Raw genomic sequence first — 19,460 nt, forward strand, 5'->3', positions numbered from 1 at the left:
CATTTCCTTTAGAAGACTGATAAAATAGATTGGCGATGGTACAATTAAATATGCGTCTTATCCACGTACCTTTATAAAGGAGAGAATTTTTCATGAATGAAATGACACACCGTACAAAAACTAGACCAGTCCGTGTCGGTAATTTAACAATCGGTGGAAGTAACGAGCTATTTATTCAAAGTATGTGTACAACAAAAACTCATGATGTTGAAGCAACAGTTGCAGAAATTTTACGATTAGAAGAAGCTGGATGTCAAATTGTCCGTGTAGCTGTTCCTGATGAGCGTGCTGCAAATGCAATCGCTGATATTAAAAAACGTATTAATATCCCATTAGTAGCGGATATTCATTTTGACTATAAGCTTGCATTAAAAGCAATTGAAAACGGGATCGATAAAGTTCGTATTAACCCAGGTAATATTGGTCGCCGTGAAAAAGTTGAAGCTGTAGTAAATGCTGCAAAAGCAAAAGGCATTCCAATTCGTATTGGTGTAAATGCTGGATCATTAGAACGTCATATTCTAGAAAAATATGGTTATCCTACTGCTGACGGTATGGTAGAATCCGCTTTACATCATATTAAAATATTAGAAGACTTAGATTTCCACGATATTATCGTGTCAATGAAAGCATCAGACGTAAATCTAGCGATTGAAGCATATGAAAAAGCTTCTAGAGCCTTTGATTATCCACTACACCTTGGAATTACAGAATCCGGTACGTTATTTGCAGGTACAGTTAAATCTGCGGCAGGACTTGGAGCTATTCTTTCAAGAGGTCTTGGTAATACTCTACGTATTTCATTATCAGCAGATCCTGTTGAAGAAGTTAAAGTAGCACGTGAGCTATTAAAATCTTTTGGCTTAGCTTCAAATATGGCAACGTTAATTTCTTGTCCAACATGTGGTCGTATTGAAATCGACTTAATCTCTATTGCAAATGAAGTTGAAGAATATATTTCTAAATTGAATGTTCCTTTAAAAGTGGCTGTTTTAGGATGTGCGGTTAATGGTCCTGGTGAAGCACGTGAAGCGGACATTGGTATTGCAGGTGCACGTGGCGAAGGGCTTCTATTTATGAAGGGTAAAACTGTACGTAAAGTTCCAGAAGAAACAATGGTTGAAGAATTGAAAAAAGAGATTGATAAACTTGCTGTAGAAATGGCGGAAGAAAGAGCAAAAGCTGAGTCCGCTCAAAACTAATCGGGAGTTTTTTATATGCAAATGAAACCTCGTTTTGGAATAGATATTGATGGTACAGTAACAACTCCAGATACGTTAATTCCACATATTAATAAGCAATATAAAACGAATATTGTTTTAGATGATGTGGTTGAATACGATTTCCTTAGTGCTTTTAGAGAACCTGTGGACCGTTCCGAGTTTTCACGATGGTTTAAAGAAAACGAAGCCTATATGTACTCTGTTAGTGAAATTGCAAAAAATGCTAAAAGCATTTTAAGTGAATGGCATTCATTGTATGAATTATTTTATATTTCTGCTAGGGATCAGAGTGTATACCCTATTACAAAGAAATGGTTTGAGGAAAACAATGTACCTTTTCACCAAATCGAGTTAATCGGGAGTCATGACAAGTTAGAAGTAGCTAAAAAACATCAAGTACAAGTCTTTTTTGAGGATAAACATGATAATGCAGTATGTTTAGCTGAGGAATTGAAAATTCCAGTAATTTTATTTGATACCCCATATAATCGAAAAGCTGTGCCCAATAATGTGATACGAGTACATGACTGGTTAGAAGCTAAGAGCTGGATCCAACGCCTTTTTTAAAAGAAATCAAGAGCCGTCTAGAGATTAACATACTCTAGACGGCCTTTTTATTTACATCATCTTGTTATACATCCAAAATTCCTCTTAACCAACGATCGACAAATGTTTCAAACGTAATTCCATAGCGATTATAAATATCGTGATAAACAAAGTAGACCCCTAATTTATCAAGAATCACATCATCAATCTTCACTTTTTCTTCCTTTCGTTAGATAGAGTAAAATATTTAACCTTTTCAATACTAGTTTCTAGCCATTCCGAAAGATTATAAGTTAACAATCAAATATAAATTCATACTTTTGTCTTAAATCAATTGAAATTTAGTGACCGTTCTCTATTTAAATTAGGGTAAGATTAGATTGGAAAATATTATATATGGAGGAATTATTATGCGAAATATAAAACTACTATTAGTAACTTTCTTTCTAACAAGTATATTAGCAGGTTGTTCCGATATTACAAATGCACTTTCGGGAATAGACGATCAAGCACAAAAAGCTGCAAACGCACTTACACCAGAAGCCAAAAAAGCAAAATCCATTCAACTAGAATATAAAGGTGAAGGTTATTCAATAGATGAATTATTTACAACTATATTACGTGATACCCAATGGGAATATGAAAAAAATAATCATTTGGAATTTTTAACAGTAAAAGGGAGTTGGAAGGAAGGTTTATTTGAAGAAAATAATTTCTCAGGTGATATGAAGGAAGACTTAAAAATAGATGGAAAAATTACAATTAACTTGGAGATTGAAAACGGCCAATTAATAACAAACAAAACATATGTACAAATGACTTTAAACGGAAAAAAAATAATTGATGAAAATGGTGACCAAGCACTAAATAAATTGCATGAAGCATATTTAATGCGTTAAATTACTACAAAAAACTACTTAAAAAAACAAATTTCAATAGATTAAAAGAATCTTCTCGGCAAGTTAACATAGATTTGATATAATACACTAAAAATAAGATTATTTTCCAATTTAGGGGGAACAATAATGTACATACCAAATAAGATGCCCCATACAAAAGAACAATTAATATCTTTTCTTATGTTTTTATCCGAGCAAGCAACAATTGGTATAGCAATCGTTGATCAATCTGATTGTCAACAATCTTTTTTATATTGCAATGAATCATTAGTACATTTAACAGGGTTTTCCCGACAAGAACTAATTGGGAGTAATCTGAAACAATTTAGAGGAACGAAAACAGATTCTGAAATTGAATCAGAAATACAGATCAATATTAAATCAGAAACACCATTCGAATTGAATGTAATCCACTATCATAAAGATGGCTCACCATTTTGGAATTGTATTAATTCTTTTCCTATCAAAGATTATACAAATAAAGTCCAGTATACACTTTTATACTTTAAAAATATTACCGATAATTCATTAGATAAGATGCTTTCTAAATTAGAAAGAGAGGTTTATGCTGGGCTTGAACAAGGTTCAGATTCCACCAATATTTTACAGTTAATAACTGAAAAAATTGAACAATATTATGTTCGTGATATCTATTGTGCTATAAGAGTATTAAAACCAACAAATGATTTAAAAGTTGTAGCTACCGGCTCTTTACCCATCAAGGTAGTTGAAGATATTAATGAGCAATTACTAGAACCAAATATAGGATTTAATGAAAATGCAATTTATATTGATAACTATTCATCAAAGTCTGAAAAGCAACTTGTTTCTGACCAACTACATACTTATGCTGTTATTTCTAGCTGGTCAAAACCAATAGTCAATCAAGATAAGCAAATTTTAGGTAGTATTACAATCTATTTAAAAAATGAATCTTCCTTAAAACAAACAGATATAGAATTTCTAAATAAACTGACACCCATTATTTCACTATCGTTAAAATATGCTGAGCACAAAAAAGAGTTAAAAAAACTAGCATTCACGGATTTAAACTCTGGTTTACCTAATCAAAATTATTTTTATACAAACCTATCGAATTGGCTAGAACAAAAATCTTCCGGTGCATTACTGATTATTCAACCTGTTGAATATGCTGGAATTGTTGATTTATATGGTAGAAAAAGCGGAGATGAATTATTAAAACAAATTGGTTTACGACTTAATTCGATACAAGAAGTTCAGAGTGACTTAATTTACGGTCGTTTCTCGAATTCCTCTATTGTATTGGCACAAAAGATGATCAAAGATGAAGTTGAACAATTTGTAAATAACTTGAGACAATTACTTACACAAACTCCATATAAATTTATCGAAAGAGAAATGTTTATCGATTTTAATATTGGCGTTTCGTATTTTTGTAATCACGTAGCTTTAGAAGAAAGTATTCGCCGAGCAGATATTGCCCTCACAAGCTCAAGGAAAAAGCACGGTACGGTTGTGACTTTCTTTGAAGAAGAAACAAATAATATTATGCAAAAGGAAATGGATACTTTAAACCAGTTGATTTACGGATTGAAAAACAATGAGTTCACTGCTTTTCTACAACCAAAGGTAAATTTATTAACTGAGGAAATCGTAGGATTTGAGGCTTTAGCTAGGTGGAATTCACCTGTTCTAGGCTTTGTATCTCCGGCGGCTTTCATTCCTATTGCAGAGTCAAGCGGTAAAATTCGAGAAGTTGATAATGCAATATTGAAACAAGTATTAGAATGGCAACACAAAAGGAAAGTAAAAGGGTTAAAACTGTTTCCTGTATCGGTAAATATCTCGCCTGTTCATTTTTATCACGAATCATTTGTTGATGATTTTATTCAACTAGTAAGCCAATATGATATTAGTCCAGATTTGATCAATATTGAGGTTACAGAAAACTTTGAGCTTGTTGATTTTGAAAAAGCGAAGGAAATTTTACTAAAGTTAAAATCCTATGGTTATCAAAGTTCTATTGATGATTTCGGTGTTGGATTTTCTTCATTAAGCTACTTACAACAACTACCATTCTCTGAAATAAAAATTGACCGTTCTTTTGTTAATAATATGAATAATGAAGAAATGTATTATGTTGTACAAACCATTGTCCAACTCGCTGCGAATTTAAAGATGCATGCTGTCGCAGAAGGAATTGAAACGTTAGATCAATATAACTTCTTAAAAAGTATTGGCTGTCTTATTGGTCAAGGGTTCTATTTCCACAAACCAATGCCACTTGATGATGTTGAAAAGCTATTAAGTTCAATTTAAAATATTGAAAAATCCACGTAACCATTAATATTGTTACGTGGATTTTTTTAATTTATTTTATTAATTTCAATAAATGATAGAAGGTCTTGCAAATTTTCCGGTGATACACCATGTCCAACAGGATATGTTTTAAAGGTCACATGTGCTGAGTATTCTTCGAAAAATTGCTTACTTCCCTCTCCCCAAGTTATTGGGTAGTCATAATCATACTCGCCATGTGAGATGAAGATTCTTGCATTTTCAAGGTTAGTTTTTCTGTATTCATTCTTTACAAACTCGGGAACAAAACCACTTAATGCAACAGTTCCAGCTATTTCATTTCCTAGGAAAAGTGCTAAAGTTTGTGCAACTACAGCCCCTTGATTGAAACCGATAATATAAACTTTATTTCTATCTAGTTTGTATTCATCAATTGCTTCCTTTACAAAGTCCAGTGTAAATGAAATCATTCGATCTAATACTTCTCTGGTCGGTTTTCCCTCTTCTTCAAATGTATAAAATGCAAAACCAGGATGATGGGTGATTGGGCCCCTTAAGCTAAAAATATGACACTTTCCCTTTAATGGCTCGATTAATTGAAGTAAATCTTCTTCATTACTACCTAGTCCATGTAACAAAAAAATAGCTGTCTCGTTATGATTAATGCTATTAGATGGAGCGATGTGTTTAAACGTAAAAGGTGATTTCATTTTCTCTATATTTCCTTCCTAGATCTTTACAAGTTTAATTTTATCAAAAAATTTACTTTTTCGAAATAAATCGTACTTAAAGGATGAATAAGTTTGAAGTAACATGAATGGTTATTTAAATATTGCGAAAATTAAACTAGTAATTATACAACAATAGTTATAAAATTAAAGTATTCTATTTTTCCATAATTGCTAATTACTAGTTAAGAGGTGCACTAAGTGCAAGATATAATATCGGTTGAGAGAAGCTTACTTTATATACAACAACATCATGTAGAGCTGTTTAATTGCACTGCACATGAAATGAAAGAGTTTGAATATCTTATTAAAAATGGTGGCTTAAATGAAAATGATGCATGGATAATCGCTTTTAACATTTGGTTACTTTTAATACCAGATAAAAATGATATCATCTATTCAGCTGAAAAAACACTTTATTATCCAGCAAACTTTTTAATTATGAACGAACTTGTTCTTAATTATTCTTTCAAACAATTTAAACGCAATCATCATCAAAAAAGAACCATTTTTATCGTTGCATTGTCTATTGCTAATGGCATTAACCAATGGATTTATTTGGTTATGGAAAAATACAATTTGATGGATCTTTATGAGAGAAATAAAGCACGGAGATATTTCGACTCCCATCTTGGAAACCCAGAAGAAATTAAAATATTAGCTGAGAATCAAGCGCGTTTTGTCAAAGCATCCGTTAAAGAGCTAAAAACTAATTCATTTAATCAGATGATTAAAAATTGTTGTGATGAAGCTATTAACATTTCAATGCAATATTCTCATATTTAGCAACCCAAGTTAAAATTACATAATAAGAAAAAAACAGGCTGAGACATAAGTAAAAAGGTACAATCATTCAAATTGGGATTGTACCTTTTTGATATAGCGACGTTCGTTTCTGATGCATGCTTCGCGCATCCAGGGGAAGCCATGAGCCTCCGGGAGCTAAAGCTCTCCGGGGTCTCATGACTGCTTCTACGTCCTGCAGGATAAGGAATGCTTCCTTGAAATATCATCGCAACGAGAAAATACTTTAGTATTTTCGAGAGAGTCTTCGCATGCCTCGGAAGCGACGACTTTCTAATCTAGCGTTAGCAGATTTTTATTATACATAATACTGACTTTTGGTTGAAAGTTATCTTTTTATCTAAATAACTTTTTCTTTTCTTTTTCCATAATTTTAATAATAATTGGGCCGAGTACTAAAAAGAAAAAGAAATTTCCTATTGCATGATAGATATCGAATGGTATGCCCGCTAAATAGTATGCAACGAACATGAGTCCATCACCTATAAACAGCATATTTAAAGAGACCATTAAGCCAAAGAACATCCCCATCAGTGCAGAATACAATGCAAGGATGAAAAATGGAATCTTTTTGTATATCTTACCTATCAACCCTGAAACAACGGCTACAGAGCCCCAAGCAATCAACTGCATAATCAAGAATGGTCCAAATCCTAAAACAAGATTAGAGCCAAACACTGTAATTATCGCTAAAGTTAAGCCAACTTTTATGCCAAAGACAAGCGATACGCAGATAATTATGGTTGTAGATGGTTGCACATTCGGAATACCAACTGTATATATTCTACCAACAATACTTAATGCTGCAAGACAAGCGATAATTGTCATAACTCGAGTAGATTGTCTAATTTGCATTGTCGAACGTAATTGAAGATTTTTATCTTCCAATTTTTCACCTCATTCAAATACGCCAAAACGTATTTACACCTGTCACTTCTCATTCGAATCAGTAAAAAATGTGTTAGCTAAATTGTTTCGAGCATACTAAATCCTTAAGGAAATTTATATCGAGAATGTCATTCTGACGAAAAGCAGCTATCTTTTATTCAACTATCCTCTATTATGTGTGGCTAAATATTAATAAGATGTTAACTCCCAAGTGATTTTATCGCCATCTTTAAGGATAACTTCCGCAGCGCCTACCATTGACATTTCACCATTTACTGATAATGCCCAGTAAGTTTTCGTTTCTTCCCCTGCTTCTACCCCGTTAATTGTAGTGACAAAACCGCCTTCTTCAATAGCGTTTAACTCTCTAACTGTTACTTCTAGCGCATTTTCCCCTTCTGTAAATGCAGCTTCTTTTACATCTGATTTACCATCATTAATAACTTCAAGTTCAACTGACAGTTGCTCTACGTTCGATTCAGTTGTTTCATTTGTTGTTTGTTCTGCTGGTTTTACTTCTTCCTGTGCTCCATTTGAACTACAGCCAAATAATGCAATAACGACTAACATTAATAAAGATATTCTTTGTAATAATTGTTTCATTTATATCTCTCCTCAAGTGTTCTATAAATTACTATGTAGCAAAAATCGTTAGTTCCACTTCCCCCAATACTAAAGTAATAAGTGAATGGTGCCTCTTGGATGGAATCTAGATAGATTAAGATGTCCGTTTTATTTAAGTGATGACTTACTGTTTCGAGTTTTTAAAAATACTAGAGACTAAAAACGCAAAATAAAAAGCCACCCAAGAATGGATGGCAAAAGAACAAGTTTCAACACAAATAATGTGTGATTTAAGCATTTCGCCGTACATTCTCTTTAATTCCGAAGAGGTTTGTTACGATCAGAAAAAGACAGGTCTCCTGGCTTGTGCATTTGCGTTTTGAAGCCTTCCCATCATTAGACAGTGGCATATTCCAAAACTAGCACTTACAGTTGCGGATACAGCTTCGGTCTCTAACCGAATTCCCAATTAAGCATTAAGCGTCTTCTTCCTGCATGATTATTCACTTGACTATCAATTTATCATACTATTCATAAAAATCATAGTGAAATTTAAAGTTTTAGTAATTTCATGAAACACTAAGCGCAATTTGAACACTTTCCGTAAATTTCAAACTTATGCGATTGGATTTCATATCCTGGTAATTTTTCAGTGAGCATTTCCATAGGACATACTTCAATTTCTCTCACATTCCCACATTCCATACATATAAAATGATGATGGTGGTGGTCTGATTCACATTGCATACGGAAGTTTCGTTCTCCATTTAACTCAGTTTCTTCTAAAATACCTAGCTCTACAAAAGTAGAAAGATTGCGATAGATTGTATCGAAGCTCATCCCAGGAAACTCCAACTTCAAAACATTTAGTAAGTCACGTGCTGTTAAATACTTTTCCGTCTCCTCAAACATATTTAAGATTAGTTCGCGTTTGTCTGTTTTTTTATAGCCGTTTTCTTTTAATATTTCCCATGCTCGTGTAATATTCACTGTTCTATCCCCTTTCTACTAAAATTCAATACCAGTTTTTTTATAGAAATAACTGCGAATAAAATGATAATCGATGTTACTACAATGGTACCTCCAGGGGCTAAATTTAAATAGAAAGCTCCCACTAGTCCAATAATGACAGCAGTTTCCCCGAAAATTATAGAAAATAGTATTGTTTCTTTAAATCCTTTGGCAAAACGCATAGCTGTTGCAACTGGTAATGTAATAAGCGAGGAAACTAGTAAAATACCTACGATTCGCATACTTGCTGCAATGACTAATGCAACGACTATCATAAATAATAAGTGAATCGACCTAGAGGGTAATCCTGTGGCTTTTGCATATTCTTCGTCAAAGGATAAAACAAACATCTCTTTAAAAAATAACGATAAAAATATAATGACAACTAATGCAATTAGGATGACTACTACTAAATCCTGCCTTGACACGGCAGAAACAGAACCAAATAAATAACTCATTAAATCTGTACTAAAACCACTTGCTAGAGATATAAAAATTGCTGATAATCCAATTCCCGCTGACATAATTATAGGTATAGCTAATTCTTCATAATGTTTATACAATCTTCGTAATCGTTCTATTAATACAGAACCCCCAACAGACGCAACAATCCCAAGGTAAATTGGATTAAGCAAAGCTAAGCTTGCAAATGTTTGACTTAAATAAAGGCTTCCCGCAATTCCTGCAAGAGTCACATGTGACAAAGCATCTGCAATTAAAGACATACGACGTACGACAATGAAAACTCCTAATAACGGCGCAATAGCACCAATAATTAATCCAGAGAGAAAGGCATTTTGTAAAAATTCATAGTTTAATATAGCTTCGATCAATGTCCTTCTCTCCTTTAATGAATTTTTCGAACCGAATGTCCGTACCAATCATTTAACTGCTCATTTGAAATGGCATCAAAGTCTTTTTTATATCCATGAAAATGAATCGTTTGATTTAAACAAGCAACGTGACTAATACGATTAGAAACCGTATCAACATCATGTGTGACTAAAATAATTGTCTTTTTTTGTTCCTCGTTCAATCTCACTAACATATCATAAAATGATTGAACATTTTCATGATCAATACCTACTGTCGGCTCATCTAAAATTAGTAACTTTGGTTCAGCAATTAATGCTCGAGCGATAAAAACTCGTTGTTGTTGACCGCCAGATAATTGACCGATATTACGTGATAAGTAATCTTCCATACCAACAGATTTTAATGCTTCAATAACTAATTCCTTAGAATTTTTTGGCATTCGCTTAAATAAACCAACTTTTTTAGTTAAGCCACTTTTTACAACTTCTTCTACTGTTGCAGGGAAACTTGAGTTAAATGCGTTTGATTTTTGTGAAACATACCCAATCCATTCACGATTGACAAATGAATTCGTTGATACTCCAAACAAATTAACTTCACCTGTAAGAGGTTTTTCAATTCCTAATATAAGCTTTAATAATGTAGATTTTCCTGATCCATTTGGACCGAGCAACGCTAAAAAATCACCTTCAGAAACACTGAAGGATATATTATGTAATACTTTTGTATGTTCATATTGAAACGAGACATTTTTCAATTCTATTAATGATTTGGTCATAATTTCGCTTCTTTCTAATTCTAATTCATAATCATTACGATTTACATTTTGTAAGTATACGTGTTTCTTTTTCGTTTGTAAAGAAATCCATCTTAATGAGAAAAGCGGAGAACGCCTGCTCAGCTCCGCGTCGGTGAAAACGCAACGTCGTGCTCCTGTGCTGCAGTAGCTGCTCGTCGCAAAATGCTTTTGTTGCATCTCCGACATGACCAACGGCAGTCAAAAGCGCAACGTCCTGTTGCATTGACTGCATGACCGACGTCGTGTCGGCCCTCGTGTTAACCTCTGTCGCACTACCGGCACTCGTACATCCATGTACTTCGGAGAAACCGACAAAATGGCGCTCTTTGCCCTTACAGGCGGTTTTTAAGTTGCTGAGGAGCTGGGTTCGAAGCTAGACATTACTCAAAAATGTTATACATTCTTATACTTTAAGAAAGGACATGAAAATATGCGTGCAGTTGAGATATGGGAATCCTTGTTATCTAAGCCTGATAAAGAAGTCATCAAAATTGCAAGATACTACGGAGTAGAACTAACTATTGATGAAGTTCGCCAGTTAAGACCTTTAGCAGAACAAGCTAATATAACTTGGTTAGTAACAGGTATTCCAAAGAGTGTATTAAAAGAGGCTGAAAGAATATTAGGGCCGAAAAAGTTTAGACAATATAAGAAGCTTCTTGATAGTTATTCGTCGTAACAAAACATTGAAAGTGGTTGAAAATATGAAGTTCAACCACTTTTATATTTAATATTGATCTATAAACATTTTTACTAATTCATCTATTGAACTAAGTTTTATTGTTTTTTGATTTTGTGTCAGTATAGTAAAAGCATATTCCTTCCCACTTTTTGCAGTAAAGTAGCCAGATAATGTATAGACACCTGAAATATAACCTGTTTTTGCAACAACTTTGTTCATTAAGTTAGGTGTGCTAAACCTTTCTCTTAATGATCCTCCCACTAGACGGTCCGGTTGTCCTCCAATTGGTAAACTATTATAAAATACTGAATAATACGGTTCATTTCTAACATTATACAGTAGGTTAGTTAATTGGTTTGCAGTTACTTTATTATTATGGGACATGCCTGAACCATCCTCAAAATCCCACTCATTCATTTGTAGGCCTAACTTTCTACCATAATCATTCATCACCTGTAAACCATGTTCCAGACTTCCTACACCAAAGTTTTCTTTTCCCATTGTTTTAACGAGAATATCCGCTATGTTGTTATTACTCAATTTTAAAAATGGAACCATAATTTTTTTTAGAGGAATTGATTTTTTCGTGTAAAGTAAAGTTGCATTTGTTGGTACAACTTTTCTTTCAATTTTAGAAGTTGTGGAAAAGGAAATACCAGTTTCCTTTAGTACATTTTTCATTGCATACAGTGTGTTTACAGTCGGATCTTGCAGGGAAATCCATTCTTTTGATGTGTTCCCCACAGGAATTTGACCAGAAATTACAATCTGGTTCGTATTATACTCACGACTTATTTCTAAAGTATCCTTTTCACTTTTTGAAACAGTCAATGCCTTATTGAGTATGACCATTCCACTCAGATTTGGTTCAATTTGAACAATTGGAGTTTTACCTACACTTGTTGCATTTACTTGCACTAGAACTGTTCCAGAGTCATAATCATCATCTGGCGACATTGTTATCGCTGAAGTTCTAGCAGCATAATAATAACTTTCATCATGTTTTGCAATTCCTGGTGTTAATTGTGGACCAATAAACATTGAATCATCACCATAGAGATTCCCAGAAATTGATGTTATACCATGTCGTTTTAAAGCATTACCAAGTGTTTGAAAATTCTCCGCTTGTAAGGTTGGATCTCCCCCACCTTTTACATAAATGTTACCATTAAGTACTTGGTTTTTTATCTCACCATCGTAATATATTTGTGTTGTAAATCGGTATTCTTCTCCTAGTACATGTAAGCTACTTACAGCTGTTAATAACTTTAAAGTAGAGGCTGGTTTTATCCCAATATCTCCATTACTTTCAAATACAACTTGTCCAGTATCAATCGCTCGCACTGATACACTTATATTCGTTGAACCTAACTGATTTGTGATTGCTTCATTAATGGTTGTAGCGTACATTGTCATGGGAAAAAGAATATTACTAGCAAGCAAAAATAAAATGAACCCTCCTACTATCTTTTTTCTCATTAATTTCCTCCAAAAGTTTGCATTCACTGTTTTTTAATGTTATTTCATAGTATGAATTAAAGACAAAAAAATTGCTACTTAAGAGAAGATTTCCCTTATGTAGCAATCTTAATTCAAATTTAGTCCACTATACATAATCTTAGTTGTTGATTGATGTTAAATTCGTAATAAATCTATTTGTTCTGGATTATACATTCCAGTACGAAGCATTTCTATTTCTTCTTTATATGGAGCTTTCTTATTTTTAGCGTCAACACCAACCCAAGGTGTTTCTAGTATTTTAGGTATATCTTTAAGAACATCGTGATGGACGATTGTTTTTAATGCGTCAAAACCGATATGACCAAATCCAATATTTTCATGGCGGTCTTTACCTGCTCCACATACATTTTTACTATCGTTTACATGAACTACTTTAATGCGATCCAATCCGACGATTTTATCGAATTGCTCTAATACCCCATCAAAATCATTGACAATATCATAACCAGCATCATGAATGTGGCATGTATCTAAACAAACTGAAAGTCTTTCGTTATTTGTCACACCGTTAATGATTTGTGCAATTTCTTCAAAAGAGCGACCAATTTCAGTTCCTTTTCCAGCCATTGTTTCTAACGCAATTTGAACAGGGTGGTGTGTAGCTAGTACTTCATTCAAACCCTCAATTATCTTTGCAATCCCTGCTTCTACTCCTGCTCCAACATGAGCTCCAGGATGTAGAACAATTTGTGTTGCTCCAATTGCAGCAGTTCTTTCAATTTCCTTTTGTAAAAATTCTACACCAAGTTCGAAAGTTTCAGGCTTTGTTGTATTAGCAATATTAATAATATAAGGAGCATGAACAACAATATTCGAAAGGCCATTTTCTTTCATATGAGTGAGTCCTGCTTCAATATTTAACTCTTCGATTGGTTTACGACGAGTATTTTGAGGTGCACCTGTATAGATCATAAAGGTTGAAGCTCCATAAGAAGCAGCCTCTTTACTTGATGCAAGCAACATTTCTTTTCCACTCATTGAAACGTGTGAACCAATTAACATTCTAATTTCCTCCATTAATTAAATTCGCTGTACCGTATGAAGTTACGAATTTTTACTCTCTATTTAACTTCGGGGCTTTTTATTGTCTTGTTTAGTTCTTTTCTTACGTTCTTTCTTTTTAATTATATCCATTTCCCATTTCATTGCTCGTTTGTAACCTGGTTTTACCTTTTTCGGTTTACGAACTTTAGCTTTTGCAATTTTTTCTATTTCGTTTTCTTTTTTTACACGGTTTTGACGTGCATGGCGTTCTTTTAATGGAATCCATTCTCCATTTTTAATATCCATTTGCTCAAAGGATATTTCCATTTTTTCAATACGGTTAATTTTATCTTCATCTTCTGGTTCAAATAGTGTAATTGCTGTCCCTTTATTACCAGCTCGTGCAGTACGTCCAACACGGTGGATGAAAAACTCTAAGTCTTCAGGGATTTCATAGTTGATGACATGTGAGATCCCTTGGATATCAATACCACGAGCAGCTAAATCAGTTGCAACGATATATTGATATTCTAGATCCCGAACTTGTTTCATCATTTTTTTACGGTCACGGGGGCTCAAATCCCCATGAATTTGACCAGTTTTAATTCCTTCTTCTGCTAAGTATGATGCTACAGCTTCTGCTGTTTTTCGCGTATTACAGAAAATTACCGCTAAGAATGGATTAATACCCTCAATGACTTCCAGAAGTCTTTTATTGCGGGATTTCGAACGAATTGGAACTAATTTAAAATCAATTCCTTCTGCAACAGGACGCTTATCATTCATATGGATATGAATCGGTGAATCCATATATTTCTTTAAAAACGGTTGCAGTTTTTCTGGAATAGTCGCTGAAAAGACATACATCTCCAACGTCTCAGGCATTTTGGACGCAAATCCGTCAATGTCTTCAATAAATCCCATATCAAATGCTAGATCTGCTTCATCCACAACTAGAATTGGTGCAGTATGAACAAGTAATGCATTTTCTTGAACAAGATCCTTAATACGACCTGGTGTTCCAACGACGATTTGGGGTTGTCCTGATTTTAATTTATCGATTGTTCGTAATTTATCCGTTCCACCAATGAATAATTTTGTTTGAATAGGTGTTCCTTCAATCAGTTGATTTAATGCATCAAAAATCTGCTGCGCTAATTCTCTCGTTGGTGATGTAATCACCGCTTGTACTTCTTGTTTGTCTTCATCAATTCGCTGTACAATTGGTAGTAAAAAGCTATGTGTTTTACCTGTTCCTGTATGTGCTTGTCCGATCGCACTTTTTCCTCTTAGGATTAGTGGAATCATTTCCTTTTGTATGGGTGTTGGCTCTTCAAAACCAATCTCAGCGAGTTTTTGACGAAGAAATGGTTTAAAATCGTAATCCGTATACTTCGACATATTTCGTTCCTCCTAACTAACATGTTTCATATTGTAACATTTTGCGGTTGTAAAGCACAATTATTCCATGTTCAATATAACAGTTTTTTCTTATGTAAATATAAAAAAGACTAGCTAATTTATACTAGCTAGTCAGTTGTAAATCATTTATATTGCTTTAAGGCATAATTTTCTCAACAGGTTTCGGCTCTTTAATTTTTGGTAGTATTTTATCCATCGTTACCGTTCTTGTAATTTCGTGAGTTGAAGGATCTTTAGGATCAAACTTCTCTAAAAAAGCAATTACTTCTTTTACAATTGGGGTAGGAGTAGAGGCACCTGCTGTTACTGCTATTTTTTCAACCCCATCAAGCCACTCTAGTTTCAGTTCTGATATATCCGCTATTCGATATGCATTTGTACCAGCAATTTCTTGTGAAACTTGCGCTAAACGGTTTGAGTTGTTAGACATTGGGTCTCCAACAACAATCGTTAAATCCGCTTCGCCAGCTTGTTTAGCAACAGCTTCTTGTCGCACTTGAGTTGCTTGGCAAATTTCTTCATGTACTTCAATGTGTGGATATTTCTCTTTTAAATAATCCATCGCAGCTTTTACATCCCATTGACTCATTGTCGTTTGGTTTGTAACGAGCAATTTTTCGTTATCTATCTGCAATAAATCTACATCTCCAACATTTTGTACTAAATGCACATGGTCTGGCGCAACGCCGATTGCACCTTCTGGCTCTGGATGGCCCTTTTTACCAATATAGATAATGTCGTAGCCTTCTTTTGTCTTCTCGCGGATTAAGTCATGAGTCACAGTAACATCTGGACATGTTGCATCAATTGCTACTAATCCTTTTTTTCTAGCAATCTCCCTAATTTCAGGGGAAACTCCATGAGCCGTGAAAATGACTGTTCCCTCATTCACTTGCTCTATAATTTCTTTACGATTATCTCCATCAAGAGTAATAATTCCGTCTTTCTCAAATGCATCTGTTACATGTTTATTATGAACGATCATTCCTAATATATATATAGGTCTCGGTAATGTTTTATCTAATGAAGCGTTACGCGCAATTACCATAGCATCGACTACCCCGTAACAATAGCCTCGGGGATTAATCTTAATTACTTGCATCATGTCAACTCCTTTTGTTGTTACATAGTTTTATTATATAGGAGAGTGACATTTAATACAAAGCTTCATTGCTACAAAAGTATATTATTCATCAAAATGATATGGAGGTTGAAAAATTCTAGGTACTGACGGCTTTGTTTTTAGTGGTCTTGCTATTTTCTCAACAGCAACAGGTTCTTTTTCTTTTTCACGTCTACTTTCATGTCGAACAGGAAAGAAGCGATTTCCTCCACGTTTATGATTAATATCTTCTAAGGGTCCAGATTCATATTTATGTCGAATAGTTTTATCATGTTTATGTTTGTCATGATGGTGTTTTTCTTCATATTTATGCTCGTTTTTAACATCATGTTTTGATTTATGTTCATGATCATCATCTTTGTACACATATTCAAAAGATGAAGAATCTATATTAAATTCGGAGGATTCATTGTCATAGTCATCATCAATTTCTCTTTCTTTCGGAGCTGCATTAAAACCTTTATATAGTCTCCATAGTGCTGGAATATTACGAATTAATGGAGTTGCTTGAGCAATATAGGGCTGAAATCCTTGTGCTGTTGCTAAAAAACGATTACAAGTTTCCATAAACGATTCAATTTTAGATGGAGCTTTGGCACCATTTGGTGGTATTCTCCCTGAGTTAAAGCCAGGCGGTGGTGGAGGCGGTGGATACCCATATCTTGGCATACGACCTGGCCCATGATAGTAATTGTTTGGTCTCACAGGTGGCGGTGTTTGCCGATAAAAATTATGCATGTAAATCTCCTTTCTTCTAAATAAAAATCAAATGGCGTAGGTTGTTCTATCAGCTATCATATGCAAAGACTTGAGCATATGTAATAGGTTAAATGCCCAATTAAAAAATGATGACTATGAAAATACATAAGTCATCATAATGAGTCAAATAAAATATTGGTTTATTGGTCTCCCAATCCCTCCATAGTGAACATCTACTTTAATAAGTTTTTGTTTTTCAAGGAAATCTAAATAGCGTCTTGCTGTTACCCTTGCAACACCTATATTTGTAGCAACTTCATCTGCGGAAGAACCTTGTTCTGTTTGTTTTATATAATTTAATACCTTCTCTAGAGTCGATCGGTTAAACCCTTTAGGTAAATCAACGATATCATCTAAAGTTGATTCTTTTATTTTATCACCCTCACGAAAATGATGAATCATTTCATCTAGCTCTTTCTGAGAAACATCTTGAACACCAAGGGACATTCGTTTAAATCTTAGGAAGTTTTTTAATGTCTGCTGAACCCGCTCAAAAGTAAATGGTTTCATAATATAATCATAGACACCTAAGTGTAAAATTTGTTGGATTGTTTGCATATCATTTGCAGCCGTGATGGTGATAACGTCAACTGGTATGTTTTCTTTTCGTATTTTACGTAAAGTCTCAATGCCATCTTGCTTTGGCATAAAAATATCCATTAATACTAAATCGGGTTTCAATTCAACGATACTTTTAAAACCTTCCTCCCCATTACTACACATTCCTATCACTTTGAATCCTTCAACTCTTTCGATAAATTGTCGATTTACCTCTCTTACCATCGGATCATCTTCAATAAGCAGTACACTTGTCGTCACAATATCACCTCTATATGTCAAATGTAATGATAAATGTTGTTCCTTTGTTCAACTCGCTAGTTACTTCAATCGTTCCTTTGCCTTTGTTAACGATTTCTTTTATTAAATAAAGTCCGATTCCTCGATTTTCTTTTGCTTTTGTTGAGTAACCTTGTTCAAAAATATAATTCATCATTTCCTCAGTCATGCCTATCCCATTATCACTCACCATAATTGCAAGGATGTCATCTTGGTCATCAATTGAAATAGTAATTTCTTTATGGTCCACATTTAAAGATGTTAATGCATCAAAAGCGTTTTCGATTAAATTACCGAATATCACGACAAAGTCATGATGATCAAGCTTTTGTGGATACTTTGTAAACTTACTCTCTTGATCAATTGTTACTTTAATACCAAGTTCTTTTCCACGACTAATTTTACTTAATAATAACCCTGATATATTTTCATTATAGATTCGTTCATTTAAAAATTTTGTGACACTTTCTTGTTCTTCCTGTACTTGCGAAATATATTCCATCGCTTGTTTTGTATGCCCTAAATGTAGCAGCCCAGAGATTGTATGTAGCTTATTCTTATATTCATGTGTGTGAACTCGCAAAGCTTGTACATAAGCTTTTACACCCGTAAGTTCTTCCGCTAATTGTTTGAAGTCTGTTAAATCTTTAAAGATTGCAACTGCCCCAACCAATTTGCCATTAACTCGAATGGGGACTCTATTACTTAAAATACTATGTTTATTTACATAAATTTCTTGGTTGTAAACTGATTCACCTGTAAAAACAATTTCGGGTAGCCGAGTATCGGGTAACACTTCATGAATATTCTTCCCAATAAAAATGTTAGGATCTTCCCCTACACCTAGAATTTTAGCAGCAGTCTTGTTAAAGATTGTAATATTAAGTTTACTATCAACAGCTACAATTCCATCATGCATTGCATTAAAGGTTTCTGTCCTTTCAACATACATCTGAGAAATTTCATGTGGTTCTAAACCAAACATTTGTTTTTTTATATGCCGCCCTAATGTTAGTGCTCCCCATATGCAAAAGAAGGTGGATAATGCTATCGTCATTAATATCTCACTTCTAAAATCATGAAAAGCCTGTCCAATTGTAGGTAATTTACTACCGACAAGCGTAACACCAATCTGTTCATTTTCTTTGTTCATAATTGGAACAAATGCTCGGATCATAGTTCCTTTTTCGCCTTCCGCTTTTGAAACATAATAATGTTGTGCAAATGCAGCATTCATGTCTGTTGAGTTACTAATTTGACCAATGGAGTCTTTTAAAGGGTGGGAAAATCTTACCCGATCCATATTCATAACAACAATATATTCTAAATCATTGATAAAACGAATTTCTTCTGCTACTTCATTTATTCTTACATAGGATTCTTCTAAATTACTACTCATTAATAAGTTTTTTATTTCAGTTAAATTAGAAACAGTTCTTGCTACTAACATCGCACGCTGTCCTAATTCTTCCTCTTGTTGTTTTAGAAGACTAGTTAAAACAAATGTGCCAGCCATTAAAAACGAGAAAGCAATGATGAAGAAAGTTAAAAATAACATTTTGATATTTATGGAA

The 19,460-nt window shown here is 33.9% G+C and carries 20 protein-coding genes and 1 riboswitch; of the genes, 6 read left to right on the forward strand and 14 right to left on the reverse strand.

All coding sequences use genetic code 11. The annotated features are described in order from the left end of the window. The first annotated feature begins 92 nt into the window (after nucleotides 1-92). Nucleotides 93-1,202 carry a flavodoxin-dependent (E)-4-hydroxy-3-methylbut-2-enyl-diphosphate synthase gene (ispG, locus tag CD29_RS10260; protein ID WP_036186217.1) on the forward strand — a complete coding sequence of 370 codons (1,110 nt, stop codon included), beginning with the start codon at nucleotides 93-95 and terminating at the stop codon, nucleotides 1,200-1,202. A gap of 21 nt (nucleotides 1,203-1,223) precedes the next feature. Then, complete coding sequence (locus tag CD29_RS10265) at nucleotides 1,224-1,790, forward strand: nucleotidase (RefSeq protein ID WP_036186401.1); 567 nt, start codon at nucleotides 1,224-1,226, stop codon at nucleotides 1,788-1,790. A gap of 64 nt (nucleotides 1,791-1,854) precedes the next feature. Here CD29_RS10265 and CD29_RS20795 read toward each other — a convergent pair whose 3' ends face one another. Continuing rightward, nucleotides 1,855-1,983, reverse strand: coding sequence for a hypothetical protein (locus CD29_RS20795; RefSeq protein ID WP_268870983.1), 129 nt, complete (start codon nucleotides 1,981-1,983; stop codon nucleotides 1,855-1,857). A gap of 196 nt (nucleotides 1,984-2,179) precedes the next feature. On the opposite strand from CD29_RS20795, the gene CD29_RS10270 reads away from it, so the two are divergent. Together CD29_RS10270 and CD29_RS10275 are read left to right on the forward strand one after the other, a co-directional pair. Next, nucleotides 2,180-2,668 (forward strand): hypothetical protein, encoded by a 489-nt coding sequence (locus CD29_RS10270; protein ID WP_036186220.1) that lies wholly within the window; start codon nucleotides 2,180-2,182, stop codon nucleotides 2,666-2,668. Between the two features lie 126 nt (nucleotides 2,669-2,794). Further along, nucleotides 2,795-4,969 (forward strand): sensor domain-containing phosphodiesterase, encoded by a 2,175-nt coding sequence (locus CD29_RS10275; protein ID WP_036186222.1) that lies wholly within the window; start codon nucleotides 2,795-2,797, stop codon nucleotides 4,967-4,969. Nucleotides 4,970-5,016: 47 nt separating this feature from the next. Here the strand turns inward: CD29_RS10275 and CD29_RS10280 are convergent, their stop codons facing one another. Further along, the gene (locus CD29_RS10280; RefSeq protein ID WP_036186224.1) at nucleotides 5,017-5,658 is read right to left on the reverse strand and encodes an alpha/beta hydrolase; all 642 of its coding nucleotides are present in this window, start codon (nucleotides 5,656-5,658) and stop codon (nucleotides 5,017-5,019) included. Between the two features lie 219 nt (nucleotides 5,659-5,877). On the opposite strand from CD29_RS10280, the gene CD29_RS10285 reads away from it, so the two are divergent. Then, complete coding sequence (locus CD29_RS10285; RefSeq protein WP_036186226.1) at nucleotides 5,878-6,462, forward strand: hypothetical protein; 585 nt, start codon at nucleotides 5,878-5,880, stop codon at nucleotides 6,460-6,462. Nucleotides 6,463-6,816: 354 nt separating this feature from the next. Here the strand turns inward: CD29_RS10285 and CD29_RS10290 are convergent, their stop codons facing one another. The 5 genes from CD29_RS10290 to CD29_RS10310 form a co-directional block, all read right to left on the reverse strand. Continuing rightward, complete coding sequence (locus CD29_RS10290; protein WP_036186228.1) at nucleotides 6,817-7,368, reverse strand: ECF transporter S component; 552 nt, start codon at nucleotides 7,366-7,368, stop codon at nucleotides 6,817-6,819. A 189-nt stretch (nucleotides 7,369-7,557) separates the two neighbouring features. Continuing rightward, on the reverse strand, nucleotides 7,558-7,971 hold the full coding sequence (locus CD29_RS10295) for a DUF4430 domain-containing protein (protein WP_036186229.1): 414 nt from the start codon (nucleotides 7,969-7,971) through the stop codon (nucleotides 7,558-7,560). A 293-nt stretch (nucleotides 7,972-8,264) separates the two neighbouring features. Beyond that, nucleotides 8,265-8,435: riboswitch (cobalamin riboswitch) on the reverse strand. Between the two features lie 76 nt (nucleotides 8,436-8,511). Beyond that, nucleotides 8,512-8,922: a Fur family transcriptional regulator gene (locus CD29_RS10300; RefSeq protein ID WP_036186231.1), complete on the reverse strand. Its 411-nt coding sequence runs from the start codon at nucleotides 8,920-8,922 to the stop codon at nucleotides 8,512-8,514. Further along, nucleotides 8,919-9,776, reverse strand: coding sequence for a metal ABC transporter permease (locus tag CD29_RS10305; protein WP_036186233.1), 858 nt, complete (start codon nucleotides 9,774-9,776; stop codon nucleotides 8,919-8,921). The genes CD29_RS10300 and CD29_RS10305 overlap by 4 nt, the downstream gene beginning before the upstream one ends. 14 nt (nucleotides 9,777-9,790) lie before the next feature. Further along, complete coding sequence (locus tag CD29_RS10310; RefSeq protein ID WP_036186235.1) at nucleotides 9,791-10,537, reverse strand: metal ABC transporter ATP-binding protein; 747 nt, start codon at nucleotides 10,535-10,537, stop codon at nucleotides 9,791-9,793. Nucleotides 10,538-10,988: 451 nt separating this feature from the next. On the opposite strand from CD29_RS10310, the gene CD29_RS10320 reads away from it, so the two are divergent. After that, nucleotides 10,989-11,237, forward strand: a complete 249-nt coding sequence (locus CD29_RS10320; RefSeq protein WP_036186238.1) for a DUF2624 family protein — start codon at nucleotides 10,989-10,991, stop codon at nucleotides 11,235-11,237. 48 nt (nucleotides 11,238-11,285) lie between these two features. Here the strand turns inward: CD29_RS10320 and dacB are convergent, their stop codons facing one another. The 7 genes from dacB to CD29_RS10355 form a co-directional block, all read right to left on the reverse strand. Continuing rightward, entirely contained in the window at nucleotides 11,286-12,719 is a 1,434-nt protein-coding gene (gene dacB, locus CD29_RS10325) for a D-alanyl-D-alanine carboxypeptidase/D-alanyl-D-alanine endopeptidase (protein ID WP_036186239.1), read from the reverse strand. Between the two features lie 156 nt (nucleotides 12,720-12,875). After that, nucleotides 12,876-13,763 (reverse strand): deoxyribonuclease IV, encoded by an 888-nt coding sequence (locus tag CD29_RS10330; protein ID WP_036186240.1) that lies wholly within the window; start codon nucleotides 13,761-13,763, stop codon nucleotides 12,876-12,878. Between the two features lie 63 nt (nucleotides 13,764-13,826). Continuing rightward, nucleotides 13,827-15,146, reverse strand: a complete 1,320-nt coding sequence (locus CD29_RS10335; RefSeq protein ID WP_036186241.1) for a DEAD/DEAH box helicase — start codon at nucleotides 15,144-15,146, stop codon at nucleotides 13,827-13,829. Between the two features lie 157 nt (nucleotides 15,147-15,303). Next, nucleotides 15,304-16,269 (reverse strand): 4-hydroxy-3-methylbut-2-enyl diphosphate reductase, encoded by a 966-nt coding sequence (locus tag CD29_RS10340; RefSeq protein ID WP_036186242.1) that lies wholly within the window; start codon nucleotides 16,267-16,269, stop codon nucleotides 15,304-15,306. Between the two features lie 84 nt (nucleotides 16,270-16,353). Next, the gene (gene vrrA / locus CD29_RS10345) at nucleotides 16,354-17,028 is read right to left on the reverse strand and encodes a VrrA/YqfQ family protein (RefSeq protein ID WP_036186245.1); all 675 of its coding nucleotides are present in this window, start codon (nucleotides 17,026-17,028) and stop codon (nucleotides 16,354-16,356) included. A gap of 144 nt (nucleotides 17,029-17,172) precedes the next feature. Next, nucleotides 17,173-17,871, reverse strand: coding sequence for a response regulator (locus CD29_RS10350; RefSeq protein WP_036186403.1), 699 nt, complete (start codon nucleotides 17,869-17,871; stop codon nucleotides 17,173-17,175). A 7-nt stretch (nucleotides 17,872-17,878) separates the two neighbouring features. Then, the gene (locus CD29_RS10355; RefSeq protein ID WP_036186406.1) at nucleotides 17,879-19,444 is read right to left on the reverse strand and encodes an ATP-binding protein; all 1,566 of its coding nucleotides are present in this window, start codon (nucleotides 19,442-19,444) and stop codon (nucleotides 17,879-17,881) included. Nucleotides 19,445-19,460: the final 16 nt, after the last annotated feature.

The organism is Ureibacillus manganicus DSM 26584 (assembly GCF_000772945.1).
In the GTDB taxonomy this organism is placed as follows: Bacteria; Bacillota; Bacilli; order Bacillales_A; family Planococcaceae; genus Ureibacillus; species Ureibacillus manganicus.

Coding starts and splice junctions, on each gene's coding strand:
- CD29_RS10330 (WP_036186240.1), bottom strand. CDS start 13,763: ATGTTAATTGGTTCACACGTTTCAATGAGTGGAAAAGAAATGTTGCTT.
- CD29_RS10340 (WP_036186242.1), bottom strand. CDS start 16,269: ATGCAAGTAATTAAGATTAATCCCCGAGGCTATTGTTACGGGGTAGTC.
- ispG (WP_036186217.1), top strand. CDS start 93: ATGAATGAAATGACACACCGTACAAAAACTAGACCAGTCCGTGTCGGT.
- CD29_RS10280 (WP_036186224.1), bottom strand. CDS start 5,658: ATGAAATCACCTTTTACGTTTAAACACATCGCTCCATCTAATAGCATT.
- CD29_RS10275 (WP_036186222.1), top strand. CDS start 2,795: ATGTACATACCAAATAAGATGCCCCATACAAAAGAACAATTAATATCT.
- CD29_RS10310 (WP_036186235.1), bottom strand. CDS start 10,537: ATGACCAAATCATTAATAGAATTGAAAAATGTCTCGTTTCAATATGAA.
- CD29_RS10295 (WP_036186229.1), bottom strand. CDS start 7,971: ATGAAACAATTATTACAAAGAATATCTTTATTAATGTTAGTCGTTATT.
- CD29_RS10335 (WP_036186241.1), bottom strand. CDS start 15,146: ATGTCGAAGTATACGGATTACGATTTTAAACCATTTCTTCGTCAAAAA.
- CD29_RS10355 (WP_036186406.1), bottom strand. CDS start 19,444: ATGTTATTTTTAACTTTCTTCATCATTGCTTTCTCGTTTTTAATGGCT.
- CD29_RS10265 (WP_036186401.1), top strand. CDS start 1,224: ATGAAACCTCGTTTTGGAATAGATATTGATGGTACAGTAACAACTCCA.
- dacB (WP_036186239.1), bottom strand. CDS start 12,719: ATGAGAAAAAAGATAGTAGGAGGGTTCATTTTATTTTTGCTTGCTAGT.
- vrrA (WP_036186245.1), bottom strand. CDS start 17,028: ATGCATAATTTTTATCGGCAAACACCGCCACCTGTGAGACCAAACAAT.
- CD29_RS10320 (WP_036186238.1), top strand. CDS start 10,989: ATGCGTGCAGTTGAGATATGGGAATCCTTGTTATCTAAGCCTGATAAA.
- CD29_RS10270 (WP_036186220.1), top strand. CDS start 2,180: ATGCGAAATATAAAACTACTATTAGTAACTTTCTTTCTAACAAGTATA.